The sequence below is a fragment of the Enterobacter cloacae complex sp. XAL002 genome (assembly GCF_049236805.1).
GTDB lineage: Bacteria > Pseudomonadota > Gammaproteobacteria > Enterobacterales > Enterobacteriaceae > Enterobacter > Enterobacter intestinihominis.
Map to the genome: position 1 here is coordinate 162,206 of NZ_JBMKJN010000009.1, position 22,473 is coordinate 184,678.

Here is a 22,473-nt window from a genome sequence, read left to right on the forward strand (position 1 = left end):
GTTGATGCTTTACAATATAGCCTGTGCTATATCTGTATGTAATGCAGTCACCCTTCACGGATCGAAGGGATCATGAATCAGGAGGTCTTATGAATGAATTCAAGAGGTGTATGAACGTGTTTACCCACTCTCCTTTTAAAGTGCGTCTAATGCTGTTGAACATGCTGTGCGATATGTTTAACGCCAAACCGCATCAGGACGACAAATCTTCTCACTAAGCGGCGTCGCGGCACGCCGCTTCATTTTCCTGTCACACTTTCGTTGTAAACTCGCTTTTTCCTGATTATTTTTGCGGATTTGCAGCCCCCTTCGCAAAACATCTGTTTAGCAACTGTTGACCTTGATTCACGCTCGCACTATCTTCTTGCAGCCCTGCACAATTTGCGGCTTCGCTGAAGCGGACCTCCATTCCCTTTCCACGCACTGTCCGGCAGGCTTTGACCCTTGACGCCAGGGTGAGCACATGGCGTTTTCGTGATAGTGATCTATGAACGTAACCCTGATTGATACACTTGTTACCCGCAGCCGGGCCCTAAGCCCGTGGACGGGATTTTATTTTTTGCAATCGCTGTTGATTAACTTTGCTCTTGGCTACCCCTTTAGCCTGCTTTATGCCGTCGGGTTCACCTGCATTCTTCACCTGCTATGGCGAAGCGCACCGCGCATGCAGAAAGTGCTTATCGGGATCTGTTCTCTGGTGGCTGCCGCCTATTTCCCGTTCGGCCAGGCCTATGGCGCGCCGAACTTTAATACCCTGCTGGCGCTCCACTCCACCAATATGGAAGAGTCTACAGAGATCCTGACGATCTTCCCGTGGTACAACTACGTGGTTGGCCTTTTCATTTTTGCTCTTGGCGTGATTGCGGTTCGCCGTAAGCAGGTCGGGAAAAAAACATGGGGTAAAATTGAAAGCCTGTGCCTGGCCTTTAGCGTAGTGACGTTTTTTGTTGCGCCGGTACAAAAACTGGCCTGGGGCGGCGTGTTTAAGCTTAAAGATACCGGGTATCCGGTGTTTCGCTTCGTTAAAGACGTGGTAGTGAATAACGAGGAAGTGCTCGACGAGCAGGCGCGTATGGCCGAGCTTTCCACCATGAAAGATACCTGGAACGTGCTGGCGGTGAAACCGAAGTATCACACCTATGTGGTGGTGATCGGTGAAAGCGCGCGTCGCGATGCGCTCGGCGCGTTTGGCGGTCACTGGGATAACACGCCGTTTGCCAGCTCCGTCAACGGTACGCTGTTTACCGATTACGTGGCGGCCAGCGGCTCGACGCAGAAATCGCTCGGTCTGACGCTCAACCGTGTCGTGGATGGAAAACCGCAGTTTCAGGATAATTTTGTCACCCTGGCCAACCGGGCAGGTTTTCAGACGTGGTGGTTCTCCAACCAGGGGCAGATCGGCGAGTATGATACCGCCATTGCCAGCATCGCGAAGCGTGCCGACGAGGTACAGTTCCTGAAAAGCGGTGATTTCGAAGCCGATAAAAACACAAAAGATGAAGCGATGCTAAAAATGACCGCGCAGGTCTTTGCCACTCAGCGCACCCAGCCGCAGCTGATCGTCCTGCACCTGATGGGGTCACACCCGCAGGCATGCGATCGTACCGGGGGAAAATATGCGGAGTTTGTGCAATCCAAAGAGACCTCGTGTTATCTGTACACCATGACGCAAACCGACGATCTGCTCAGCAAGCTGTACGCGCAGCTGCGCAACAGCGGCGATAGCTTCTCGATGGTCTATTTCTCTGACCACGGTCTGGCGTTTAAGGAGCGCGGTAAAGAGGTGCAGTATCTGGCCCACGATGACAAGTTTCAGCAGAACTTCCAGGTACCGTTTATGGTGCTGTCGAGTGATGACAAAACGCATCGCATCATCAAAGCGCGCCGTTCCGCGAACGATTTCCTGAAATTCTTCTCACAGTGGACGGGGATTAAGGCGAAAGAGATAAAAAATGATTACCCGTTTATCTCCGGGAAGAAGGGCCCGCCAGTTTACATTACCAACTTCAGGTTACAGAAAGTTGACTATAACCATCTGGGGACGGATATTTTCGATATTAAGAGTAAGTGATCTCTGCCGTCTCGTGCAGGCTGATGCCCTCACCCTGGCCCTCTCCCACGGGGAGAGGGTACAAACAAAAAAAATCCGCCACATTGGGCGGATTTTTTACTGGCTCACCGAAGTGATTAGAAGCGGTAACCTACGCCCGCGATCCAGGTGCCAACGTCAACGTTGCGGATACGGCTCTGCTCATAGGAGAAGTCCAGAGCAACGTTTTCGATTGGGTTAAACTGCATACCTGCGCCATAGGAGAAACCGTAGTCGCTGTTGCTTGCAGTACGGTTCAGACCCTGGTTTTCGGTCTGCTGGAATTTACCGTAGCCAACACCTACAACACCGTAGATGCTTGCCCAGTCATTCAGGCGGTAAGCAGGACCCGCGGTGATGCCGTAGTACTGACCTTTATTGTAAGAGCCATTTTCAGTACGATCTTTCTCGGTGTAAGTGAAAGAACCGATCACACCCAGCGGGTTGTTGTCTTGCTCGTAACGGTACTTCAGGTTGAAACCGTTGGTTTTGTTCATCACGCCCTGCATATCGCTCTGAGCGTAACCACCAGTTACAGTTGAAGTTGCCGCTACAGCGGTACCTGCGGAAACAGCCAGAACAGCTGCCAGTGCTGAAAGACATGCAATTTTTTTCATAACCACCTCAAATGTGCTTCAAGTAAGTCCGTAAGTTTTAAATATATCAAAAAAATCTGTGAAACTCTTTGTCATTCACGATGTCTAATGCGACCTTTCCTGTAACAGAACATTTCCAGCATCAGCTATCTCGTTCAAATAACTCCAGATTTTCACCTGTAAATGCTAATAGTGCGCGTCATCGCCATTTAGTTCATCCAGATTATTCCTAATCTTTCAGGCGATAAAATCAGCAACGTTTTCTCATTTTACGGATTTTCCCTGGATTTTTTTTCAACAGTAGCTCAACCATTGCAGGTTATTTCCATTACACTGCGACTTTTACCTCTTTTGACAAAAATAGACAGGAGAAAGGATGCCAGGTTTACCTCGTAAATCGTCGGTCTGGATGCCGGTGGCAGTCATACTTATCGCGATGATGTCCATACAAAGCGGCGCGTCGCTGGCAAAATCGCTGTTTCCGCTGATTGGTGCGCCCGGCGTCACGGCGCTGCGTATCGCATTAGGCACCCTGATCCTCGTGGTTGTCTTTAAACCCTGGCGGCTACGGTTTAAAAAGGAGCAGCGACTGCCTCTGCTTTTTTATGGGCTGGCGCTGGGAGGGATGAACTACATGTTCTACCTCTCTATTCAGACTATCCCGCTGGGGATCGCGGTCGCGCTTGAATTTACCGGCCCGCTGGCGGTTGCCCTCTTTTCTTCTCGTCGCCCGGTAGACTTTATCTGGGTCATACTGGCCGTGCTGGGGCTATGGTTCCTGCTGCCGCTCGGCCAAAGCGTTTCACAAATCGATTTGACAGGGGCCGCTCTGGCGCTGGGCGCAGGGGCGTGCTGGGCGGTGTATATTCTCACTGGTCAGCGTGCGGGCGAAGAGCACGGCCCCGCGACGGTCGCCTTAGGCTCGCTGATTGCCGCGGTTATCTTTGTCCCGATCGGCATGGCACAAGCAACGGACTCAATATGGCAGTGGTCAATCCTGCCGGTTGGGCTGGCGGTCGCCATTCTTTCCACGGCGCTGCCCTACTCTCTGGAGATGATCGCCCTGACGCGTCTGCCTACGCGTATTTTTGGTACGCTCATGAGCATGGAGCCCGCGCTGGCTGCCATCTCTGGAATGATGTTCCTCGGCGAAACCCTGACACTGGTGCAGACGCTGGCGCTCTGTTCCATTATCGCGGCGTCAATGGGCTCTACATTGACCATGCGCCCGGAACCAAAAGTACATAAGATTGACCTCAACTAGCCCTTAAATTCTGCATGGCTTACCGGCCATGCAGAATATAGGTCTCGTCAGCCCTTCAAATAATTTCTTACAAACTCTCTAATATTGCCAAAATATTTCACCTGCCCGCCTTGTCACTTAACGAATTAAGATTGATCTGCATCAATTTATATAAAAAACTTTAAAATCATTAAGTTAAAACTTCAACCATCCTTTCGCTATTAAACCGATAGGCAGCGCCAAACCGCAGAGAAAAAATCCGGTGCTATACTTAATCCCGTAATTACCTGGGACACAAACATCAAGAGGATATGAGATTATGAGTACCGCTAAACTGGTGAAAACGAAAGCGTCTAATCTGCTTTATACCCGTAACGATGTATCGGATAGCGATAAAAAAGCGACCATTGAGCTGCTGAATCGCCAGGTGGTCCAGTTCATCGATCTTTCGCTGATCACCAAACAGGCCCACTGGAATATGCGCGGTGCAAACTTTATTGCCGTTCATGAAATGCTGGATGGCTTCCGCACAGCACTGGTGACTCATCTGGATACCATGGCCGAACGCGCCGTACAGCTGGGCGGTGTGGCTCTGGGTACCACGCAGGTGATCAACAGCAAAACGCCACTGAAAAGCTATCCGCTGGATATCCATACCGTTCAGGATCACCTGAAAGAGCTGGCGGACCGTTATGCGATTGTCGCGAACGATGTTCGTAAAGCGATTGGCGAAGCCAAAGATGAAGACACCGCTGATATCTTCACTGCCGCGTCACGCGACCTGGATCAGTTCCTGTGGTTCATTGAGTCAAACATCGAATAATCCCTGCGGATTGTCTGAATAACCCTCGCCCCTGGCGGGGGTTTTGCACATTTATGGTGCACACTTTTGTCCGCAACGGCCGCAAAAGTGAATAAAATGTAATAATCACCTCACACAACCGTTAACGGAAGATTGTTTTTTCGTCAGATTCTGCGCTAAATATCCCCCTGTCAGAAGACCTTAACGAAGCGCACCAAAACGGTGCTCCATTCTGGTGCAACCTGACAGAATTGCCACGCTTTTTGTGCAATGCGTGACATTATCCCCTTTGCAAAACAACAGCTTGTAAAACTGGCACGATTTTTTCATTGTGCCTGAGGTTCTCGCAGGGGATCGCCCCGTGGATATAAAAGGAAATGCTATGAAGTCTGTATTAAAAGTTTCACTGGCTGCACTTACCCTGGCGTTTGCGGTGTCCTCGCAGGCTGCCGACAAACTGGTTGTGGCGACTGACACGGCGTTCGTACCGTTTGAATTCAAACAGGGTGATAAATACGTTGGTTTTGACGTTGATCTGTGGGCCGCTGTCGCAAAAGAACTCAAACTGGATTACACCCTGAAGCCAATGGATTTCAGCGGCATTATCCCGGCACTGCAAACCAAAAACGTTGACCTGGCGCTGGCGGGCATCACCATTACCGAAGAGCGTAAAAAAGCTATCGATTTCTCTGATGGCTACTACAAAAGCGGCCTGCTGGTGATGGTGAAAGCGGATAACAACGACGTTAAAAGCGTGAAAGATCTCGACGGTAAAGTGGTCGCCGTGAAGAGCGGCACCGGTTCCGTTGATTACGCGAAAGCCAATATCAAAACCAAAGACCTGCGTCAGTTCCCGAACATCGACAACGCTTACATGGAACTGGGCACCAACCGCGCAGACGCGGTGCTGCACGACACGCCTAACATCCTTTACTTCATCAAAACCGCCGGTAACGGCAAGTTCAAAGCGGTAGGTGATTCCCTGGAAGCTCAGCAGTACGGTATTGCGTTCCCGAAAGGCAGCGACGACCTGCGTAATAAAGTTAACGGCGCGCTGAAAACCCTGAAAGAGAACGGCACCTATAACGAAATCTACAAAAAATGGTTCGGTACCGAGCCTAAATAATTTCACCTGACTTCAGGTTTGTAACGCCCGGTGGCGCTACCGCTTACCGGGCCTACGTTTTTCGTTTTTCACCACGGTATACAGGAATACATCATGCAGTTTGACTGGAGCGCCATCTGGCCTGCCATTCCTCTCTTGCTTGAAGGCGCTAAAATGACCTTGTGGATTTCGGTCCTCGGTCTGGTTGGCGGGTTAATTATCGGTCTGGTGGCCGGTTTCGCCCGCACCTACGGCGGCTGGATTGCAAACCACATCGCGCTGGTTTTCATCGAAGTGATCCGCGGCACCCCCATTGTGGTGCAGGTCATGTTTATCTACTTCGCCCTGCCGATGGCCTTCAACGATCTGCGCATTGACCCGTTCAGCGCAGCTGTCGTCACCATTATGATCAACTCCGGCGCCTACATTGCGGAAATCACCCGCGGTGCGGTGCTGTCGATTCATAAAGGCTTCAGCGAAGCTGGCCTGGCGTTAGGTCTTTCCCGTCGCGAAACGATCCGTCACGTGATCCTGCCGCTGGCGCTGCGCCGCATGCTGCCGCCGCTGGGCAACCAGTGGATCATCAGCATTAAAGACACCTCGCTGTTTATTGTTATCGGCGTGGCCGAGCTGACCCGTCAGGGCCAGGAGATCATCGCGGGTAACTTCCGCGCCCTGGAAATCTGGAGTGCGGTCGCCGTTGTCTACCTGATTATCACGCTTGTCCTGAGCTTTGTTCTGCGTCGTCTTGAAAGAAGGATGAAAATCCTGTGATTGAATTTAAAAATGTTTCCAAGCACTTTGGTCCAACCCAGGTGCTGCACAATATCGATTTGAACATCAGGCAGGGTGAAGTGGTGGTGATCATCGGGCCGTCGGGTTCCGGAAAATCCACCCTGCTGCGCTGCATTAACAAGCTCGAGGAGATCACCAGCGGCGATTTGATCGTCGATGGTCTGAAGGTGAACGATCCGAAAGTGGACGAGCGCCTGATCCGCCAGGAAGCGGGCATGGTGTTCCAGCAGTTCTACCTGTTCCCGCACCTGACGGCGCTGGAAAACGTGATGTTCGGTCCTTTGCGCGTGCGTGGGGCCAGCAAAGCGGCGGCAGAAACGCTGGCAAAAGATCTGCTGGCGAAAGTGGGTCTGGCGGAGCGTGCCCACCACTATCCTTCCGAGCTGTCCGGTGGCCAGCAGCAGCGCGTGGCCATTGCCCGTGCGCTGGCGGTGAAGCCAAAGATGATGCTGTTTGATGAGCCAACCTCCGCACTCGACCCGGAGCTGCGTCACGAGGTGCTGAAAGTGATGCAGGATCTGGCAGAAGAAGGCATGACGATGGTGATCGTTACCCACGAAATCGGCTTTGCCGAAAAAGTGGCGTCCCGTCTGATCTTCATTGATAAGGGCCGCATCGCGGAAGACGGTAATCCGCAGGCGCTGATTGCGAACCCACCTAGCCAACGCCTCCAGGAGTTCCTGCAACACGTCTCCTGATAGCCATACACAGAGCCGGGCATGCCCGGCTTTTTTATGCCGGATTGTTCCCAAAAACTCCCCTCCGCTCCGCGCGCTCTATACTTATCATTTTGCACGATATTTTTGTCGGAGGACGCCGTGCCGTGGATCCTGTTGCTACTGTTTACCCTGTTTAGCGCGCCATCACTAGCTGTAACCATTCCCGGCGTCACCACCGGAGCCACCGCCACCCAGCAAAATGCGCCGCCAGAACCCGACGCTGAAAAGAAAAAAGCCGCTTACAGCGCACTTGCCGACGTGCTTGAGAACGACACGTCCCGGCAGGAGCTTATCGATCAGCTGAGGAAAGTGGCCGCCACACCGCCTCAGGATCCGGTTCCGACTATCGCGCCGCCGGAAGTCGAAGACGAAAAGACGGTACTGGAAAACGTCACCGATATCAGTCGCCGCTACGGGGAAGCCCTGTCGTCGCGTTTTGCCCAGCTCTATCGCAACCTTGTTGGCACCTCGCATAAGCCTTTTAATCCCCACACCTTTTCTGCAGCCGCGACCCAGTTTTCTATTCTGGCCGCCGCGGTATTCATTTTTTACTGGCTGTTGCGCCTGTCTGTCTGGCCGCTTTACCGGAAGATGGGCCACTGGGGACGTAAAAAGAATCAGCATAAAAGCAGCTGGCTGCATCTTCCGGCAATGATTACCGGGGCCTTTATCATCGATTTGCTGCTGCTGGCGCTGACGCTGTTTGTCGGCCAGATGCTGGCCGATCGTCTTAATACCGGGAACAAAACCATCGCCTTTCAGCAGGGGCTGTTCCTGAACGCCTTTGCCCTGATTGAGTTCTTTAAGGCGCTCCTGCGGTTAATATTCTGTCCGCGCGTGCCGGAACTTCGCCCGTTCGCCATTTCGGATCGGAGCGCCAAATACTGGGCGGTTCGGCTCAGCGTGCTGAGCGGGTTGATCGGCTATGGCCTGCTGGTCGCCGTCCCGATTATTTCCAACCAGGTTAACGTGCAGTTCGGGGCCCTGGCGAACGTGCTGATCATGCTCTGTATTACCGTCTGGGCGCTGTACCTCATCTTCCACAATAAAAAAGCGATCACCGACAGTCTGCTTCACCTGGCCGATCGCTCCCTCTCCTTTTTCAGCCTCTTTATTCGCGCCTTTGCGCTGGTGTGGCACTGGCTGGCCAGCGCCTATTTTATTGTGCTGTGTTTCTTCTCGCTGTTCGATCCGGGCAACAGCCTGAAATTTATGATGGGGGCGACGTTCAAAAGCCTGGCGATTATCGGCATCGCGGCCTTTGTTTCTGGCCTACTCTCCCGCTGGCTGTCGAAGACGATCACCCTGTCGCCGCAGGTTCAGCGTAATTACCCCGAGCTGCAAAAACGGGTAAATGGCTGGACATCGGTGTCGCTGAAGGTGGCGCGTATTTTGACGGTCTGCGTGGCAATTATGCTGCTGCTGAATGCGTGGGGACTGTTTGATTTCTGGAACTGGCTGCATAACGGTGCGGGAGAAAAGACCGTCGATATTCTTATTCGTATCGCGCTGATCCTGTTCTTCTCCGCCGTCGGCTGGACGCTGCTGGCAAGCCTTATCGAAAACCGTCTGGTGTCGGATGTCCACGGCAGGCCCCTGCCAAGCGCCCGCGCCCGCACACTGCTGACGCTGTTCCGCAACGCGCTGGCGGTGATCATTAGCACCATTACCATCATGATTGTGTTGTCGGAAATCGGCGTAAATATCGCCCCACTGCTGGCGGGTGCCGGTGCCCTGGGACTGGCGATCTCCTTTGGTTCGCAGACGCTGGTGAAGGATATTATCACCGGCATTTTTATCCAGTTTGAGAACGGGATGAACACCGGGGATCTGGTGACCATTGGACCGCTCACCGGAACGGTGGAGAGGATGTCCATTCGCTCCGTCGGCGTACGTCAGGATACCGGGGCGTACCACATTATTCCGTGGTCATCGATCACCACCTTTGCCAACTTTGTGCGCGGCATTGGTTCGGTGGTGGCGAATTATGATGTCGATCGTCACGAAGATGCAGATAAGGCGAAACAGGCGCTGCGGGATGCGGTGAGCGAACTGATGGAGATGGAGGATATTCGCGGGCTGGTAATTGGTGAGCCGTCGTTTGCGGGCATCGTCGGGCTGACGAACACTGCCTTTACCCTGCGCGTGTCGTTCACCACCCAGCCGCTGAAACAGTGGACGGTGCGCTTTGCCCTGGACAGCATGGTGAAAAAACACTTCGATCTGGCGAACGTGAGAGCGCCGGTGCAGACGTATCAGGTATTGTCGCCGCCCGCTTCGCTGCTCCCTCCGCAGGAGCCGACGCTGTAACCGAGCCGGGTGGCGGCTTCGCCTTACCCGGCCCGAGAAACGATTATTTGCGACGTTTGTTATCGTCCATAAAGGACCAGGCAATAAAGCGGCTCTGCTTCTGGCCCTGCGCCATCTCTTTTTTGACCACCTTCACCGCGCCGGCTTCGGTCAGCGCGCGGTAAAGCGGCGGCAGGTTATCGCCACGAGAGACCAGCGTGGTAAACCATTTCACCTGACGACCGAAGCCTTTACTCTCGGCAATCATGCGCAAAATAAAGGCCACTTCCCCGCCCTCGCACCACAGCTCCTGCTGCTGGCCGCCAAAATTCAGCGCGCCATCTTCGGCCTGGCCCAGGTTACGCCGCTTGCGTTCACTTCCCGCACGCGCGGAGGCGGCGGAGTCGTGGAATGGCGGGTTGCACAGGGTGGCATCATATTGTTCGTTCTTATGAATTATGCCGTTGAAAATAGCAGCGGCATCCTTCTGACGACGCAGACGAACGGCCCGGCTTAACCCCGGGTTAGCGTTGATAATGGCCTGCGCGCTGGCGAAGGCCTCATCACCGATCTCGCTGCCGGTAAATCGCCACTGGTACTCATGTGCGCCTATCAGGGGGTAGATCAGGTTCGCGCCCGTACCGATATCAAGGACGGTAGCCTGTTTCGGCACTACGCCATCGTGGTCATCCGCCAGCAGATCGGCAAGATGATGGACGTAATCCGCACGGCCCGGGACCGGCGGGCAGAGAAAGCCATCAGGGATGTCCCAGTGCGTCACACCATAAAAATGGGCCAGCAGCGCTTTGTTCAGCGTTTTAACCGCCAGCGGATCGGCAAAGTTTACCGACGGTTCACCGGCTGGTGTCTGAACGATAAAACCCTGCAATTCAGGGCAGCTCAGACACAGGGCTTTCATATCGTAGCGGCTACGGTGGCGGTTACGCGGGTGCAATCCCGGCTTGTGGGAAGTCATGGCATTCTCCTTTAAACAGCCGCGTAAGATACCCTGTGACGGCGCGGGGGTAAATATCTGTCTGAGTCGCACAAAAAAACGACAAAAATCAGCGACCTGTATGTCTATGATCTGTCAACAAATTGTCAGAATTTATCGTTCAAAAAATAAGCAGATCATCATCAAATTTTTGCGCTAAATCACACGCATCAGGCTTCTAAACTTAACAGGAATCACCTGTTGTTTCCCCTGAGGATGTGATTATGAAAAAGTATCTGACCTTTATTATTGCGGGTGCGCTGGCAGGCGCATCATTCTCTGCCTTGTCCGTTCAACCTCTGACCGACAGTACCGACACCAGCCAGCTACGCGCGGCCGGGACGGTCTCTGTCAGCCGGGCAAGCAACCTTGATGACCTTCAGGACAAGCTGGCCGAAAAAGCCCGTCAGGAAGGCGCTAAAGGCTTCGTGGTGAACGCCGCCGGTGGCGATAACCATATGTACGGTACAGCGACTATCTATAAATAACTTACCGCCTTCCAAACTGCATCTGCCCGGCAGATGCAGTTCTCTCTGCCTGCGCCTTGACTGTGCGTTTTTTCACCCCATATTAAAATGCATGACTTGACCCTTTCAGGAGAACATCATGGCTTCCGGCTGGGCGAATGACGACGCCGTTAACGAACAGATCAACAGTACCATTGAAGATGCGGTTGCGCGTGCTCGCGGTGAAATTCCGCGCGGCGAAAGTTTGATGGAATGCGAAGAGTGCGGGGATCCCATTCCTGAGGCACGACGTAAAGCCATTCCCGGAGTACGGCTTTGCATCACCTGTCAGCAGGAGAAAGATTCAAAAAATGCTTCACATTCAGGATATAATCGTAGAGGATCGAAAGACAGCCAGTTACGTTGACTTTCCTTTACCGTAGTTAACCGCACCAACAGTTTACTTTACGCTCACGACTTTCAGCGAAGCGCGTAGCAAAACGTGCCCTTATGATTGTGTCTGTAAAGCGTATCCGCAAGAAGTGTCAATTGCGCTTCTGATTTTATTAATAATCAATAAGTTATTTGTCATTCAATTTTTTTGACAAACCACGTCAATTCTCTTCGATTTTATCTTCCGCTAAAAAGCGTGATACTTATCACATCGACGGAACATCGTCCCCTTAACAGAATAACCTGCGAGAATTGACCTATGAAAACCATCAAATATGCTGTTGCCGCTGTTGCCCTGTCCGCTCTGTCTTTCGGCGCTTTCGCTGTAGAGCCAGTCTCCTCTACTCAGGCACAGGATCTGAACAAAATCGGTGTGGTGAGTGCTGAAGGCGCGACCACGCTGGACGGTCTGGAAGCAAAACTGGCTGAAAAAGCTGCCGCCGCGGGCGCAAGTGGATACACCATCACTTCCACTAACGGTAATAACAAACTGAGCGGTACTGCGGTTATCTACAAGTAATCGAACAAATTATGCTCCACCCTCGCCATACCCTCTGGTGAGATGCTCCAACCCTCATTGACCCTGTTGTTGTTACCCTTGTTTGCCCGTCCGCCACTGGACGGGCTTTTTTTTTGCTTAAAATGACTGCGCCAAGCGCTGCAACCCGGCTTCCACGGACTCGACTTCCCCTGCAGCCAGCAGGCAGCAGGCCATTTGCAGCTTGATTGACTGCGGAACCGGCACCTTCCCGGCCAGACACTGCACAATCCAGCGCGCGGTGACCTGCGGATCTTTCGACTCAGGCAGGATCGCATCTCTGTTCTCTTCCCCACGTTCAACAACGACCCGCGTCCCGGCGGGCTCAATCAGCATTAGCTGTGGACAACGCTGCGGGTTGGCGTAAACCTCGCCTTCTGTCCCGTGCATCAGCAGCGCGCGTCCACCGATTTCGGCAAAGAATTGCCCGACTCGCGTCACGTATTCCGGATGGGAGACGCTGGAAAGACGCAGCGCGGCGTCTTCGGCAAACGGCGTCGCCAGCTTCGCCAGGGTGTGAGCGCTGTTACGTACGCCCATGCGCCAGCGCATGTCCAGCTGCTTTTCCAGCGGTGGGCAGAGCGCGCTAACGGGGATATAGACCGGCTGATTCCCCTCCAGCTTTGCCTGTGCCTGACCGGCATGGAGGGTCGGTTCAATACCTAACAACGCCAGGATGGTTTCTGTCAGCACGCGCGTCGGATCTTCGCTCACGCCATGCATTACTACCGGGAAACCGAGTTTCTGCAACAGAATAGCCAGCAGCGGCGTGAGGTTTGCCTGCTTACGCGCGCCGTTGTAGGTCGGGATCACAACTGGCATCGGCTTCGTGACGGGCGGGGTTAAGCGCATGGTCTGCGACTGCATGGCCTCATAAAAGCCGCGCATCTCCGCCTCACCTTCCCCTTTAATACGCAGCGCAATCAAAATGCCGCCCATTTCCAGTTCCGGCACGTCGCCATTCAGCATATGCGTGTACAACGCGCGGGCTGTTTCCTGGTCCAGATCGCGAGCGTGGTTTTTCCCACGCCCTACCTCTTTGATAATTTTGCGGTAATCCACGACATTTCTCCTGACTGCATTATCTTGTTAACAATATAGCCCGATGAACACAGACCCGATAGTGTTTTGTGATCATTATCAACCTGCTGTTTTCATATAAAAAAATTAAACTCAAGCACTATTTGCATTATTTGTGATTGGGACAAAAGATCCGCAGCGACCCTTTTTTTGATTAAATAAACATCGAAAAATCATTAAGGGTCAACGGTAAAAACGTCCAGGCAACGCTTTTACCAGAATCACATCAGGATTAACTATGAACAAGGTTGCATTAGGTTTTTTTATCGCCGCAACGGTGGGATGTTCTGCATCCGCATTTGCGGCAACTAACGGTGAAGGCCAGATTAATTTCACCGGTGAAATTATCGATTCTGCTTGCCAGGTCGTGAATGGATTAAGTAATCCATTAAACGTTCAGTTGGGTAAGGTGTCTAAAACGGTATTTACCGGCGCAGGCTCTACCAGCACATCAACGAAGTTTGATATTAAGTTAACCAATTGTCCGGAAACAGTGACCTCGGCTGCGATTAACTTCGGCGGTACGCCGGATGCGGATAATAATGCCGCGCTGGCATTAACGCCAGATACCGATGCGGCAACCGGTGTAGCCATTCAGTTGATGGATGCTTCCGGGCAGCCTGTCACTCTGTATACGCCTTCGCAGCAATATCCTTTAGCCTCCGGCACGGCAGTTAACGACCTGGAATTCGGTGCGCGTTATATTCAAACTCAGGCCGCCATTACCGCAGGCCCTGCCAACTCTGTATCGACTTTCACCGTTATTTATAACTGATCTTATCAATCCTGAGATATTAATGCTTTTGCGGGCATTAATATCTCTTCTATTTATTGAGAAATCTTTATGCGCCACGGTTATTTACTGAGCACTCTTTTACTGATAGCAGCCTCTGCACATGCGGGCGTCGTGATTAATGGTACCCGGCTGGTCTATCAAGGAGATAAAAAGGAATCATCTCTTGGCCTGTCAAACCCGGATACGACGGATTATCTGGTACAGTCCTGGGTCGATTCTGGCGGTAAAAACCCGGCCAAAGCCCCATTCCTGATCACCCCGCCGCTTTTCCGTCTGGATGCAAAAGAAGATAACGTTCTGCGCGTGGTACGCACGGGCGGAAATTTACCGGAAGACAGGGAATCTCTGTACTGGTTGAATATCAAAGCGATCCCTTCCTCAAAACACGTTGAGGGAGTAAATACGCTGCAAATTGCCATTAATACCCGCATTAAATTGCTGTATCGCCCGTCCTCGGTAAAAGGCCGACCAGAAGATGTGGCGGATAAGCTTGAATGGCATCGCGAAGGTAACGACCTGGTGGTGAATAACCCTACGCCTTTCTATATGAATTTCCAGACCGTCACGCTTAACGGTCAGAAAGTCACAAAAGCGACCTGGGCTGTTCCGAAATCAGAAACACATTTTGCCATACCGGGTAATGTCGGGGGCTCAAACGTGACGTATTCCATTATTAATGATTACGGCAGCATCAGCCATTCCTGGTCGAAATCCGTTCATTAATTGTTCCGGTAATAAAATAATCATGTACAGCCACAAAAAGCCGTTCACCTGCCGAATGTCTTCATTGCTGGTCATTCTCTGTGGCCTGGCAATAGCCATCTTTGCGCAGCAGGTTATGGCTGATGATTATTTTAACCCCGCCCTGCTGGATATTGATAATCCCCAGCAGGGTAAAACCGATCTGTCCGTCTATGAAAAAGGTCCCGGCCAGGCACCGGGGAAATATGAGGTCGCGGTGTTTATCAATAATAATAAAATTGATACCCGCAACGTGACCTTTACGCTTGAGAAAGATTCGCAGGGCAACGACACGTTACAACCTTGCTTTAGCATGGGTGAGTTAAAAAGCCTCGGTATCAAGACCCAAAAGTTTCCTCAGCTCATGGCCAAAGGCCAGTGTGCCGATCTAGGTGTCATCCCTGCTTCATCTGCAATCTTTCACGTTCGCAACCAGCAGCTGCTGCTAAGCATTCCGCAAAAGGCGCTCGGACAGGTGCCACGCGGTTACATCGACCCGAAAGAGTTTGACGAAGGGATCAACGCGGGCTTGCTTAATTACAGCGTCAACGCCAGCCAGAGCCATGCGCGCCAGCAGGGTGAAGAGGATAGCAGTAGCCAGTACGTGAACCTGCGTCCGGGTTTAAACGTTGGCGCATGGCGCCTTCGCAACTATTCCACCTGGAATCGCAGCACCACAGGCAATGAGGAGGAACAGAAATTCACCTCCGTTTATACCTATGCGCAACGCGATATTGTGGCGATGAAAAGCGATATCACCGTTGGCCAGAGCTCATCACCTGCTGATGTTTTTGACAGTGTCCCTTACACCGGCGTGGAGCTGAAATCCGATAACGACATGCTTCCCGACAGCGAAAAAGGCTATGCGCCTATTATTCGTGGCACCGCCCACAGCAACGCGCTGGTGATGGTGCGCCAGAACGGGTACGTGATTTATCAGAACACGGTCGCGCCGGGGGCCTTCGAAATTAACGATCTCTACCCCACCGGCAGCAGCGGCGACCTCCAGGTCACGGTGAAAGAAACTGACGGCAGCGAAAGTCATTTCGTGGTGCCGTTTGCCTCCGTTCCGGTATTGCAGCGTGAAAAAAACCTGCGCTACAGCGTAACTGCCGGGCGTTATCGTTCTTATGACAAAGATGTTGAAAAGACCCCGTTTGCTCAGGGGAGCGCCATCTATGGTTTACCCCACGGCTTCACGGCCTACGGCGGCGTACAGCAGAGCAGTCATTATCAGTCGCAGGCGATAGGCGCCGGGAAAAACATGGGCGATTTAGGGGCGTTCTCCATTGACGTGACTCGCGCCAGAGCCCTGCTGAAAAAACAGCAGTCCAGCACAGGCAAATCGTGGCGCGTACGCTACAGCAAAGATTTCGCCGGTTCAGGCACCAACTTTTCGCTTGCGGGCTATCGCTACAACAGCAAGGGGTTTTACACCCTGGACGACACCATGGAGTCGTATACCCGCGCCGACAACTGGTCTGCGCCACAGCAGCGCCGCGCCCGTACCGAAGCCACCATCGACCAGACGCTACCAGAAGGCTGGGGATCGGTCACGCTGAGCATGGTGAAGGAAACCTACTGGAGCCAGAATCAGGACATGACCTCCATGAGCGTCAGCTACAACAACAGCTGGCACGGCGTTAGCTACAGCCTTAGCTACAGCATGAACAAAAACACCCACGACAGCGATCTGGACGGTAATGCGGTGACGAACGACAACCAGTTCTCGCTGAGCGTTTCGGTTCCGCTGGATCGCTGGATGCATAACACCTGGGCCACGTACAACCTGAACAACACGAAAGATGGCACCACGCAGAACATCGGCCTGAACGGTACGGCCCTGAAAGAAGACAACCTGAACTGGAATCTCCAGGAGGGGCTGAGCAGCACCGGCAGCGGTAACTCCACCAGCGTTAACGCCGACTACAAAGCGACATACGGTGAAGTGAGCGGTGGCGTCAGTCAGGATAAATATCAGCAAACACTGAACGTCGGCTTGCAGGGAGGCGTGATTGCCCATGCAAACGGCATCACGCTAAGCCAGCCGCTCGGTGAGACCATTGCGCTCGTGAAAGCCCCGGGTACGCACGGCACGCATATCACTAACCAGACCGGCGTTGAAACCGACTTCCGCGGCTACACCGTCGTACCGTTCGTCACCGCGTATCGCCACAACACTATTGCGCTGGATACGGAAACGCTGCCGGAGGACGCCGACGTCACCCATGCGGCACAAATTGTGACGCCAACCCGCGGAGCCATTGTGCGCGCCAGCTTCACGACGCGCGTGGGCAATCGCGTCCTGATGACGCTCACGCAAAACGGTAAACCGCTGCCGTTCGGCGCAACGGTTACCACCGAGGACAAGGACAGCGAATTTATCGTCGGGAATGATGGCCAGACCTATCTCTCGGGTCTGCCACAGCAAGGGCATCTCCGCGTTTCCTGGGGACAGGAGGCAAACGAGCATTGCGTCGCTGACTATGTGCTCACGGATGAGAAAGCGAAAACCAGCATCATTAACGCTGCCGCGCAGTGTCACTGATCTCCCCTAAAGGCAAAACATTATGCAAATGATTAAACAGTGCTTTTTCTTTCTGATTCTGGGAACCGCTGCGTTATTCATGCCGCATGCGAAGGCGACCTGCACCACGCCGGATCTCCCCAAAATGATCAACGTGGCATCCATTTCTGTCCCGACGACGCTGGCAGTTGGCGCAACTATCCCGGGTACAGAGCAGAGCGTTCATGTTGCCGGGCATTGCGATCAGAGTACCGACAGCGGCCTGGAGATTGTCTCCTGCTACTACGGCACCGGAGCGGAAATGCCAGGGCTCAGGGGGGTATACGAATCCGGCGTGCCGGGGATTGGCGTAGCATTGATGAATGATCACGGGCAGCGAATTAGCGGCGCTGGCGGCGTGCAGTGCGATTCACGTGGAACGCCTGTTGGCTACGTCTCTACCGATGGAACACAGACTTTTAGCTTTGAAATAACGCTTGAGCTGGTTAAAACGAGTGACACCGTGACATCCGGTACGCTGGTGCAGTCTCAAACCGAATTTGGCATTGGCGTTTTCGGCCATGAAGGGATCGGCAACCCTAACCACATCGCCTATGCAGGTAATGTTATTCTTCATCAGGTCACCTGCTCCGTTTTACCGAAAAATCTCACCGTTAATTTGGGCGATTTTCCCGTCAGTGATTTCATCAGCGTAGGTTTTTTATCCAGCCCTGCTCAAAAATTTAATATCACCGTCAACTGTGACACAACCGTACAGCCTGAGCTAAAAATCACCAGCGCGAATGGATATGACACAGCATTTGAGGGGGTGATCAAACTCACGCAGCAGACCGGCATGGCTACAGGCGTCGGAGTAAGAATGCTATTTGATGACCATCTCGCCACCTTCGGTACCTATGTAAGTACCCAAAATCAGGCCGTAGCCAACGAAACGCTGGTGATCCCGTTTGAGGTTCGCTACGAGCAGGTCAGCAATGTAGTCACCCCCGGGCCAGCCAATACTGTGGCAACCATCACCCTCGCTTATAAGTGAACGTCATGAAAAAAACCGCATTGATTCTCGCGCTGGGGCTGATCGCCCAGGCCCACGCCGATGATATACAGATCCAGATGACGGGTAACATTTACGCCAACACGTGCGTCATTGACAGTGCCAGCCGCAACCTGACGGTGGACTTAGGCCAGGCGGCATCGGGTAGTTTTAAAGACGTGGGCGATACCGGCGAGTGGAAGGACTTTTCCCTTTCGGTGTCGCACTGCCCGGCCACGCTGGCGCTTGCCACCGCCTTTTTCTACGGTCAGGCCGACAGCACCCATCCCACCAAATTTGCCAATCTCGGTAGCGCAAAGGGGCTGGCACTGGAGCTGGCAGATCGTCAGGACAAGATACTGATTGCCCCGCAGGCCGCCTTTAACGCTGCCATAAACCCGTCAGACCACACGGCCACGTTCCCGCTGGCCGCACGCTATTACGCCACCTCGATGCCCATCTCTGCCGGCACGTTCAGCAGCGTGATCCAGGTGACCTTCACTTACCAGTAGGACCGCGCCCCTTAGCACGGAAGCTTTTTCGACGCCCGGCAGCCAGTTTTGTCGGGCGTTTTTTTACTTCCGGCACGTCCGGCTGCTCAATCGGGAAGATCGGCAGCGCATTCAGCAGCCGCTGGCCGTAGTTTTTGGTGAGCAGTCGTTTGTCATAAATCACCACCTCGCCCCAGCAGCCGTGACTACGGATCAAGCGCCCGACCTGCTGAATCAGGTTAAACGACGCTGCAGGCATGCTTTGTACTTCAAACGGATAACGGTTAAGGCTTTTCAGCCATTCGCCTTCGGTGATCACCACCGGGCTGTCGATGGGCGGGAAGGCGATTTTATGGATATGCACCTGCGTCAGGTAGTCGCCTTTCAAATCAAGCCCTTCCGCAAAGGACTGTAACCCCACCAGCACGCTGCGCTCGCCGTTATCAATGCGTTTACGGTGGGTTTCCACCAGCCGATAGCGCGGCTGATCGCCCTGCACCAGCAGGAGTAAGCGCAGATCGGTGACGTGCTCCAGGAAGCGTTGCATCGCCCGACCGCTGGCAAACAGCACCAGCATACCGGGGTATTTTTTACTCTCAACCTGCTCGCGGAAGTAGGCCGCCATTTCCGCAATATGCTGCTCTTCGTTATCGATAAGCGGCTCATAATTCATGCGCGGAATGACCAGCTTGCCCTGCTCACAGTGGTTGAACGGCGAGTCCAGGGCCACAAAACGGTCGCCCGCTTTCTCTTTCAGGCCGCTCATCTCCTGCAACCTTGAGAAGCTGTTCAGGGAACGCAGAGTCGCTGACGTCACTACCACGTGCGGAACGCTGCGCCAGATCAGCTTTTCCAGCTGATCGGCCACGCGGATGCCCACGCAGTGGAAGAAGAGATGTCCCTGCCCGTCTCGTACTTCGCGGGTGGCCCACTTAGTCACCGGCGCGCCGGACGCCTGCGCCATCGAAGCCAGCCGCCAGAGTTTGCTCTGCGCTTCAAACATCCCCAGCGCACGATTCATTTGCAGCAGAATGCGGTGCAAACGCACCACGTCGTGAGTACCGGTTTTCTCGCTGAGATCGTTTAAGAACATCTCCGCCAGCCCGCGCAGCTTTTCCAGGTGCTTCGCCAGCTGCTGGCAAATCTCCATCACTTCCTGCGGCAACTCCCCCATCGCAAAGCGGTGTTCCGCCTCCTGGGTGGCGGGGAGATACAGGTTAAGAATATTATTCAGCGAGGCGATGAGGCTGTACACCTCTTCACAGTGCTCGCTCAACCGCTCCGGAACCGCCAGCGGCGGCGTGGTTTTCGGACGGAACTGCTCCATGCAGGTTGCCACCAGTTTGCAGAACAGATCCAGTTGCAGGCGAAACCACGGGGCGGTAATTTCCGCGCTCATCTCCAGCGCATCTCGCGCCACGTCGGGCAGATGATGACCTTCATCGAGCACCAGCAGCAGGTTTTTGGGCTCCGGCAGGACCGCTTCACTCTCCAGTGCAGCCATGACCAGCGCGTGGTTGGCGACAACCACCTCCGCTTCCTGAATCTCACGCCGGGCGACAAAGAACGGGCACTCGCGATAGTAGTGACAGTTACGGTTCAGGCAGCTTGCTTTATCGGTGCTGAGCCTGCGCCACAGGTCGTCGCCGATCGCCTGGTTGGTGTGATCCCGCAGGCCGTCCCACTTGTAGCCGTCGAGATCGGCCTTCAGCTTTGCGCACTGCTCCTGCTCCGCCTTGTTGTTTGGCGTCAGCTCGTCATCAAGAAACGCGAGCAGATCCTGTTGGGAGGGTTCACTGCTGGCCAGTGCCGCCAGATTGCGCGGACAGACGTAGCGCCCGCGACCAAAGGCGGCGGTAAACCGTAAATCGGGGATAATTTTGCGCAGCAGCGGCAAATCTTTGCTGAAGATCTGATCCTGCAAGGCCACGTTAGCGGTACTGACCACCAGCGTTTTATCTTCTTCCCGCGCGATGGCAATGCCGGGAATAAGATACGACAGGGTTTTCCCGACGCCGGTCGGGGCTTCAATCGCCAGATGTCGCCCGTCGTCCCCGGCGAGCGTTTTTGCCACGTCGGCAATCATCTGCCGCTGCGGGGCTCGGGGAATAAAATCGGGGATCTGCTGTTGTAGCGCCTTATACCATGCGCCAATTTGCGCCTTGAGCGCAGCGGTTAAAGCCATCGGAAAACCTGAAATACTGTATAAACAGCCACTATTGTGGCACTTTCTCTCCGCTGCCGCAAAAAGAAAAGCCCGGCTTTACGACCGGGCTTCCAGATTACTGCGGGTTAGCAGGCTTACGCGGGCGGCGTCGGCGCTGCCCCTCGCCTGCCGGTTTCCCTTCGCCGCTACGCCATGGGTTTTCACCGGCCGGTTTGCTGTCGTTATTACGACGCGGCGGTTTGCCCGAAGATTTCGGCGCGCCGCCTTCGGCACGACGCGGCTGCTGACCGCGACCACCGCCGCCCTGACCGCGCCCGCCACCCTGACGACCGTTCTGAATTGGCTCGGCTTTGATTGACGGGTCAACTTCATAGCCCGGGGTTTCAATGCGCGGGATCTCTTTCTTCAGCAGGCGTTCGATGTCGCGCAGCAGCTTGTGCTCATCCACGCAAACCAGAGAGAGCGCTTCCCCGGTTGCCGCCGCGCGTCCGGTACGGCCGATACGGTGAACGTAATCTTCCGGCACGTTTGGCAGCTCGTAGTTCACCACGTGCGGCAGCTCTTCGATATCCAGACCGCGTGCGGCGATGTCGGTTGCCACCAGCACGCGTATGTCGCCTGACTTGAAGTCTGCCAGCGCGCGGGTACGCGCGCCCTGGCTCTTGTTGCCGTGAATGGCCGCGCTGCGGATGCCATCTTTATTCAGCTGTTCCGCCAGGTGATTGGCGCCGTGCTTGGTGCGGGTAAACACCAGCACCTGCTGCCAGTTGCCCTGGCCGATCATCTGGGAGAGCAGTTCCCGCTTGCGCTTCTTATCTACAAAGTGCACGTGCTGCGTCACCTGCTCGGAGGCGGTGTTGCGGCGCGCGACTTCCACTTCCAGCGGGTTATGCAGCAGCTTTTCCGCCAGCGCCTTGATCTCGTCGGAGAAGGTCGCGGAGAAGAGCAGGTTCTGACGACGCGTCGGCAGCTTCGCCAGCACGCGACGAATGTCGTGGATGAAGCCCATGTCCAGCATACGGTCGGCTTCGTCCAGCACCAGAATTTCGATGTTATCGAGCTTCACCGCGTTCTGGTGTTCGAGATCCAGCAGACGCCCCGGGGTTGCCACCAGCACGTCCACGCCGCCGCGCAGCTTCATCATCTGCGGGTTAATGCTTACCCCGCCGAAAACTACCAGCGAACGAATGTTGAGATAGCGGCTGTATTCACGCACGTTCTCACCAATCTGGGCCGCCAGCTCGCGGGTTGGGGTGAGGATCAGCGCACGCACCGGACGACGGCCTTTGGCGTGTGGCTGGTTTTTTACCAGCAGCTCCAGCAGCGGCAGGGTAAAGCCCGCGGTCTTACCGGTACCGGTCTGCGCGCTTGCCATCAGGTCACGGCCCTGCAAAACGGCCGGGATAGCCTGCTGCTGAATAGGGGTTGGCTCAACGTAGCCCTGCTCTGCGATGGCGCGCAGAATTTCCGGGTTCAGACCAAGGGAATCAAAAGACATAAAAACTCCGAACCGCCCCGACCATCACAGGTGTAGTTTTCAGGGAGATATAACGAATAGAAGGACAAAAACCA

At 54.1% G+C, this 22,473-nt stretch carries 21 protein-coding genes; 16 read left to right on the forward strand and 5 right to left on the reverse strand.

Going from position 1 to position 22,473, the window contains the following annotated elements; translation table 11 throughout:
• The first annotated feature begins 89 nt into the window (after nt 1-89).
• Both mntS and ACOT0L_RS11245 read left to right on the forward strand, forming a co-directional pair.
• On the forward strand, nt 90-218 hold the full coding sequence (mntS, locus tag ACOT0L_RS11240) for a manganase accumulation protein MntS (protein ID WP_022647525.1): 129 nt from the start codon (nt 90-92) through the stop codon (nt 216-218).
• Between the two features lie 269 nt (nt 219-487).
• Nucleotides 488-2,071: a phosphoethanolamine transferase gene (locus ACOT0L_RS11245; protein ID WP_126503598.1), complete on the forward strand. Its 1,584-nt coding sequence runs from the start codon at nt 488-490 to the stop codon at nt 2,069-2,071.
• Between the two features lie 116 nt (nt 2,072-2,187).
• Here ACOT0L_RS11245 and ompX read toward each other — a convergent pair whose 3' ends face one another.
• Nucleotides 2,188-2,706 carry an outer membrane protein OmpX gene (gene ompX, locus ACOT0L_RS11250; RefSeq protein WP_003858450.1) on the reverse strand — a complete coding sequence of 173 codons (519 nt, stop codon included), beginning with the start codon at nt 2,704-2,706 and terminating at the stop codon, nt 2,188-2,190.
• A gap of 355 nt (nt 2,707-3,061) precedes the next feature.
• Here ompX and rhtA point away from each other — a divergent pair, with 355 nt between their 5' ends.
• The 6 genes from rhtA to ybiO all read left to right on the forward strand — a co-directional run bounded on the left by rhtA (nt 3,062) and on the right by ybiO (nt 9,659).
• Complete coding sequence (gene rhtA, locus ACOT0L_RS11255) at nt 3,062-3,949, forward strand: threonine/homoserine exporter RhtA (protein WP_023305742.1); 888 nt, start codon at nt 3,062-3,064, stop codon at nt 3,947-3,949.
• A gap of 298 nt (nt 3,950-4,247) precedes the next feature.
• Entirely contained in the window at nt 4,248-4,751 is a 504-nt protein-coding gene (dps, locus tag ACOT0L_RS11260) for a DNA starvation/stationary phase protection protein Dps (protein WP_000100801.1), read from the forward strand.
• A gap of 361 nt (nt 4,752-5,112) precedes the next feature.
• Complete coding sequence (gene glnH, locus ACOT0L_RS11265; protein WP_003858455.1) at nt 5,113-5,856, forward strand: glutamine ABC transporter substrate-binding protein GlnH; 744 nt, start codon at nt 5,113-5,115, stop codon at nt 5,854-5,856.
• A gap of 93 nt (nt 5,857-5,949) precedes the next feature.
• The gene (gene glnP / locus ACOT0L_RS11270) at nt 5,950-6,609 is read left to right on the forward strand and encodes a glutamine ABC transporter permease GlnP (protein WP_010428919.1); all 660 of its coding nucleotides are present in this window, start codon (nt 5,950-5,952) and stop codon (nt 6,607-6,609) included.
• Nucleotides 6,606-7,328, forward strand: a complete 723-nt coding sequence (glnQ, locus tag ACOT0L_RS11275; RefSeq protein WP_022647522.1) for a glutamine ABC transporter ATP-binding protein GlnQ — start codon at nt 6,606-6,608, stop codon at nt 7,326-7,328. The genes glnP and glnQ overlap by 4 nt, the downstream gene beginning before the upstream one ends.
• Before the next feature lie 120 nt (nt 7,329-7,448).
• Nucleotides 7,449-9,659: a mechanosensitive channel protein gene (gene ybiO, locus ACOT0L_RS11280; RefSeq protein WP_038415723.1), complete on the forward strand. Its 2,211-nt coding sequence runs from the start codon at nt 7,449-7,451 to the stop codon at nt 9,657-9,659.
• 43 nt (nt 9,660-9,702) lie between these two features.
• Here the strand turns inward: ybiO and rlmF are convergent, their stop codons facing one another.
• A complete protein-coding gene (gene rlmF / locus ACOT0L_RS11285) occupies nt 9,703-10,614 on the reverse strand; it encodes a 23S rRNA (adenine(1618)-N(6))-methyltransferase RlmF (RefSeq protein ID WP_023305741.1) in 912 nt (303 codons plus the stop codon).
• A 242-nt stretch (nt 10,615-10,856) separates the two neighbouring features.
• Here rlmF and mcbA point away from each other — a divergent pair, with 242 nt between their 5' ends.
• The 3 genes from mcbA to ybiJ all read left to right on the forward strand — a co-directional run bounded on the left by mcbA (nt 10,857) and on the right by ybiJ (nt 12,051).
• Nucleotides 10,857-11,120: a DUF1471 family periplasmic protein McbA gene (gene mcbA, locus ACOT0L_RS11290; RefSeq protein WP_022647519.1), complete on the forward strand. Its 264-nt coding sequence runs from the start codon at nt 10,857-10,859 to the stop codon at nt 11,118-11,120.
• A gap of 118 nt (nt 11,121-11,238) precedes the next feature.
• Nucleotides 11,239-11,505: a DksA/TraR family C4-type zinc finger protein gene (locus tag ACOT0L_RS11295; RefSeq protein ID WP_126503596.1), complete on the forward strand. Its 267-nt coding sequence runs from the start codon at nt 11,239-11,241 to the stop codon at nt 11,503-11,505.
• A 285-nt stretch (nt 11,506-11,790) separates the two neighbouring features.
• On the forward strand, nt 11,791-12,051 hold the full coding sequence (gene ybiJ, locus ACOT0L_RS11300) for a DUF1471 family protein YbiJ (protein ID WP_003858474.1): 261 nt from the start codon (nt 11,791-11,793) through the stop codon (nt 12,049-12,051).
• Nucleotides 12,052-12,168: 117 nt separating this feature from the next.
• Here the strand turns inward: ybiJ and ybiB are convergent, their stop codons facing one another.
• Entirely contained in the window at nt 12,169-13,131 is a 963-nt protein-coding gene (gene ybiB / locus ACOT0L_RS11305; RefSeq protein WP_126503594.1) for a DNA-binding protein YbiB, read from the reverse strand.
• A gap of 256 nt (nt 13,132-13,387) precedes the next feature.
• Here ybiB and ACOT0L_RS11310 point away from each other — a divergent pair, with 256 nt between their 5' ends.
• From ACOT0L_RS11310 to ACOT0L_RS11330, 5 genes are all read left to right on the forward strand, one after another.
• A complete protein-coding gene (locus tag ACOT0L_RS11310) occupies nt 13,388-13,924 on the forward strand; it encodes a fimbrial protein (RefSeq protein ID WP_022647516.1) in 537 nt (178 codons plus the stop codon).
• A gap of 69 nt (nt 13,925-13,993) precedes the next feature.
• Nucleotides 13,994-14,668, forward strand: coding sequence for a fimbrial biogenesis chaperone (locus ACOT0L_RS11315; protein WP_045308539.1), 675 nt, complete (start codon nt 13,994-13,996; stop codon nt 14,666-14,668).
• Nucleotides 14,669-14,690: 22 nt separating this feature from the next.
• Nucleotides 14,691-17,234: a fimbria/pilus outer membrane usher protein gene (locus ACOT0L_RS11320; protein WP_139154331.1), complete on the forward strand. Its 2,544-nt coding sequence runs from the start codon at nt 14,691-14,693 to the stop codon at nt 17,232-17,234.
• Nucleotides 17,235-17,256: 22 nt separating this feature from the next.
• On the forward strand, nt 17,257-18,246 hold the full coding sequence (locus ACOT0L_RS11325) for a fimbrial protein (protein WP_126503592.1): 990 nt from the start codon (nt 17,257-17,259) through the stop codon (nt 18,244-18,246).
• Between the two features lie 5 nt (nt 18,247-18,251).
• Nucleotides 18,252-18,755, forward strand: coding sequence for a fimbrial protein (locus tag ACOT0L_RS11330; RefSeq protein WP_023299643.1), 504 nt, complete (start codon nt 18,252-18,254; stop codon nt 18,753-18,755).
• Here the strand turns inward: ACOT0L_RS11330 and dinG are convergent.
• The gene (gene dinG / locus ACOT0L_RS11335; protein ID WP_368995195.1) at nt 18,742-20,919 is read right to left on the reverse strand and encodes an ATP-dependent DNA helicase DinG; all 2,178 of its coding nucleotides are present in this window, start codon (nt 20,917-20,919) and stop codon (nt 18,742-18,744) included. The genes ACOT0L_RS11330 and dinG overlap by 14 nt on opposite strands.
• Nucleotides 20,920-21,016: 97 nt before the next feature.
• Complete coding sequence (rhlE, locus tag ACOT0L_RS11340; protein ID WP_017693771.1) at nt 21,017-22,399, reverse strand: ATP-dependent RNA helicase RhlE; 1,383 nt, start codon at nt 22,397-22,399, stop codon at nt 21,017-21,019.
• Between the last annotated feature and the right edge of the window lie 74 nt (nt 22,400-22,473).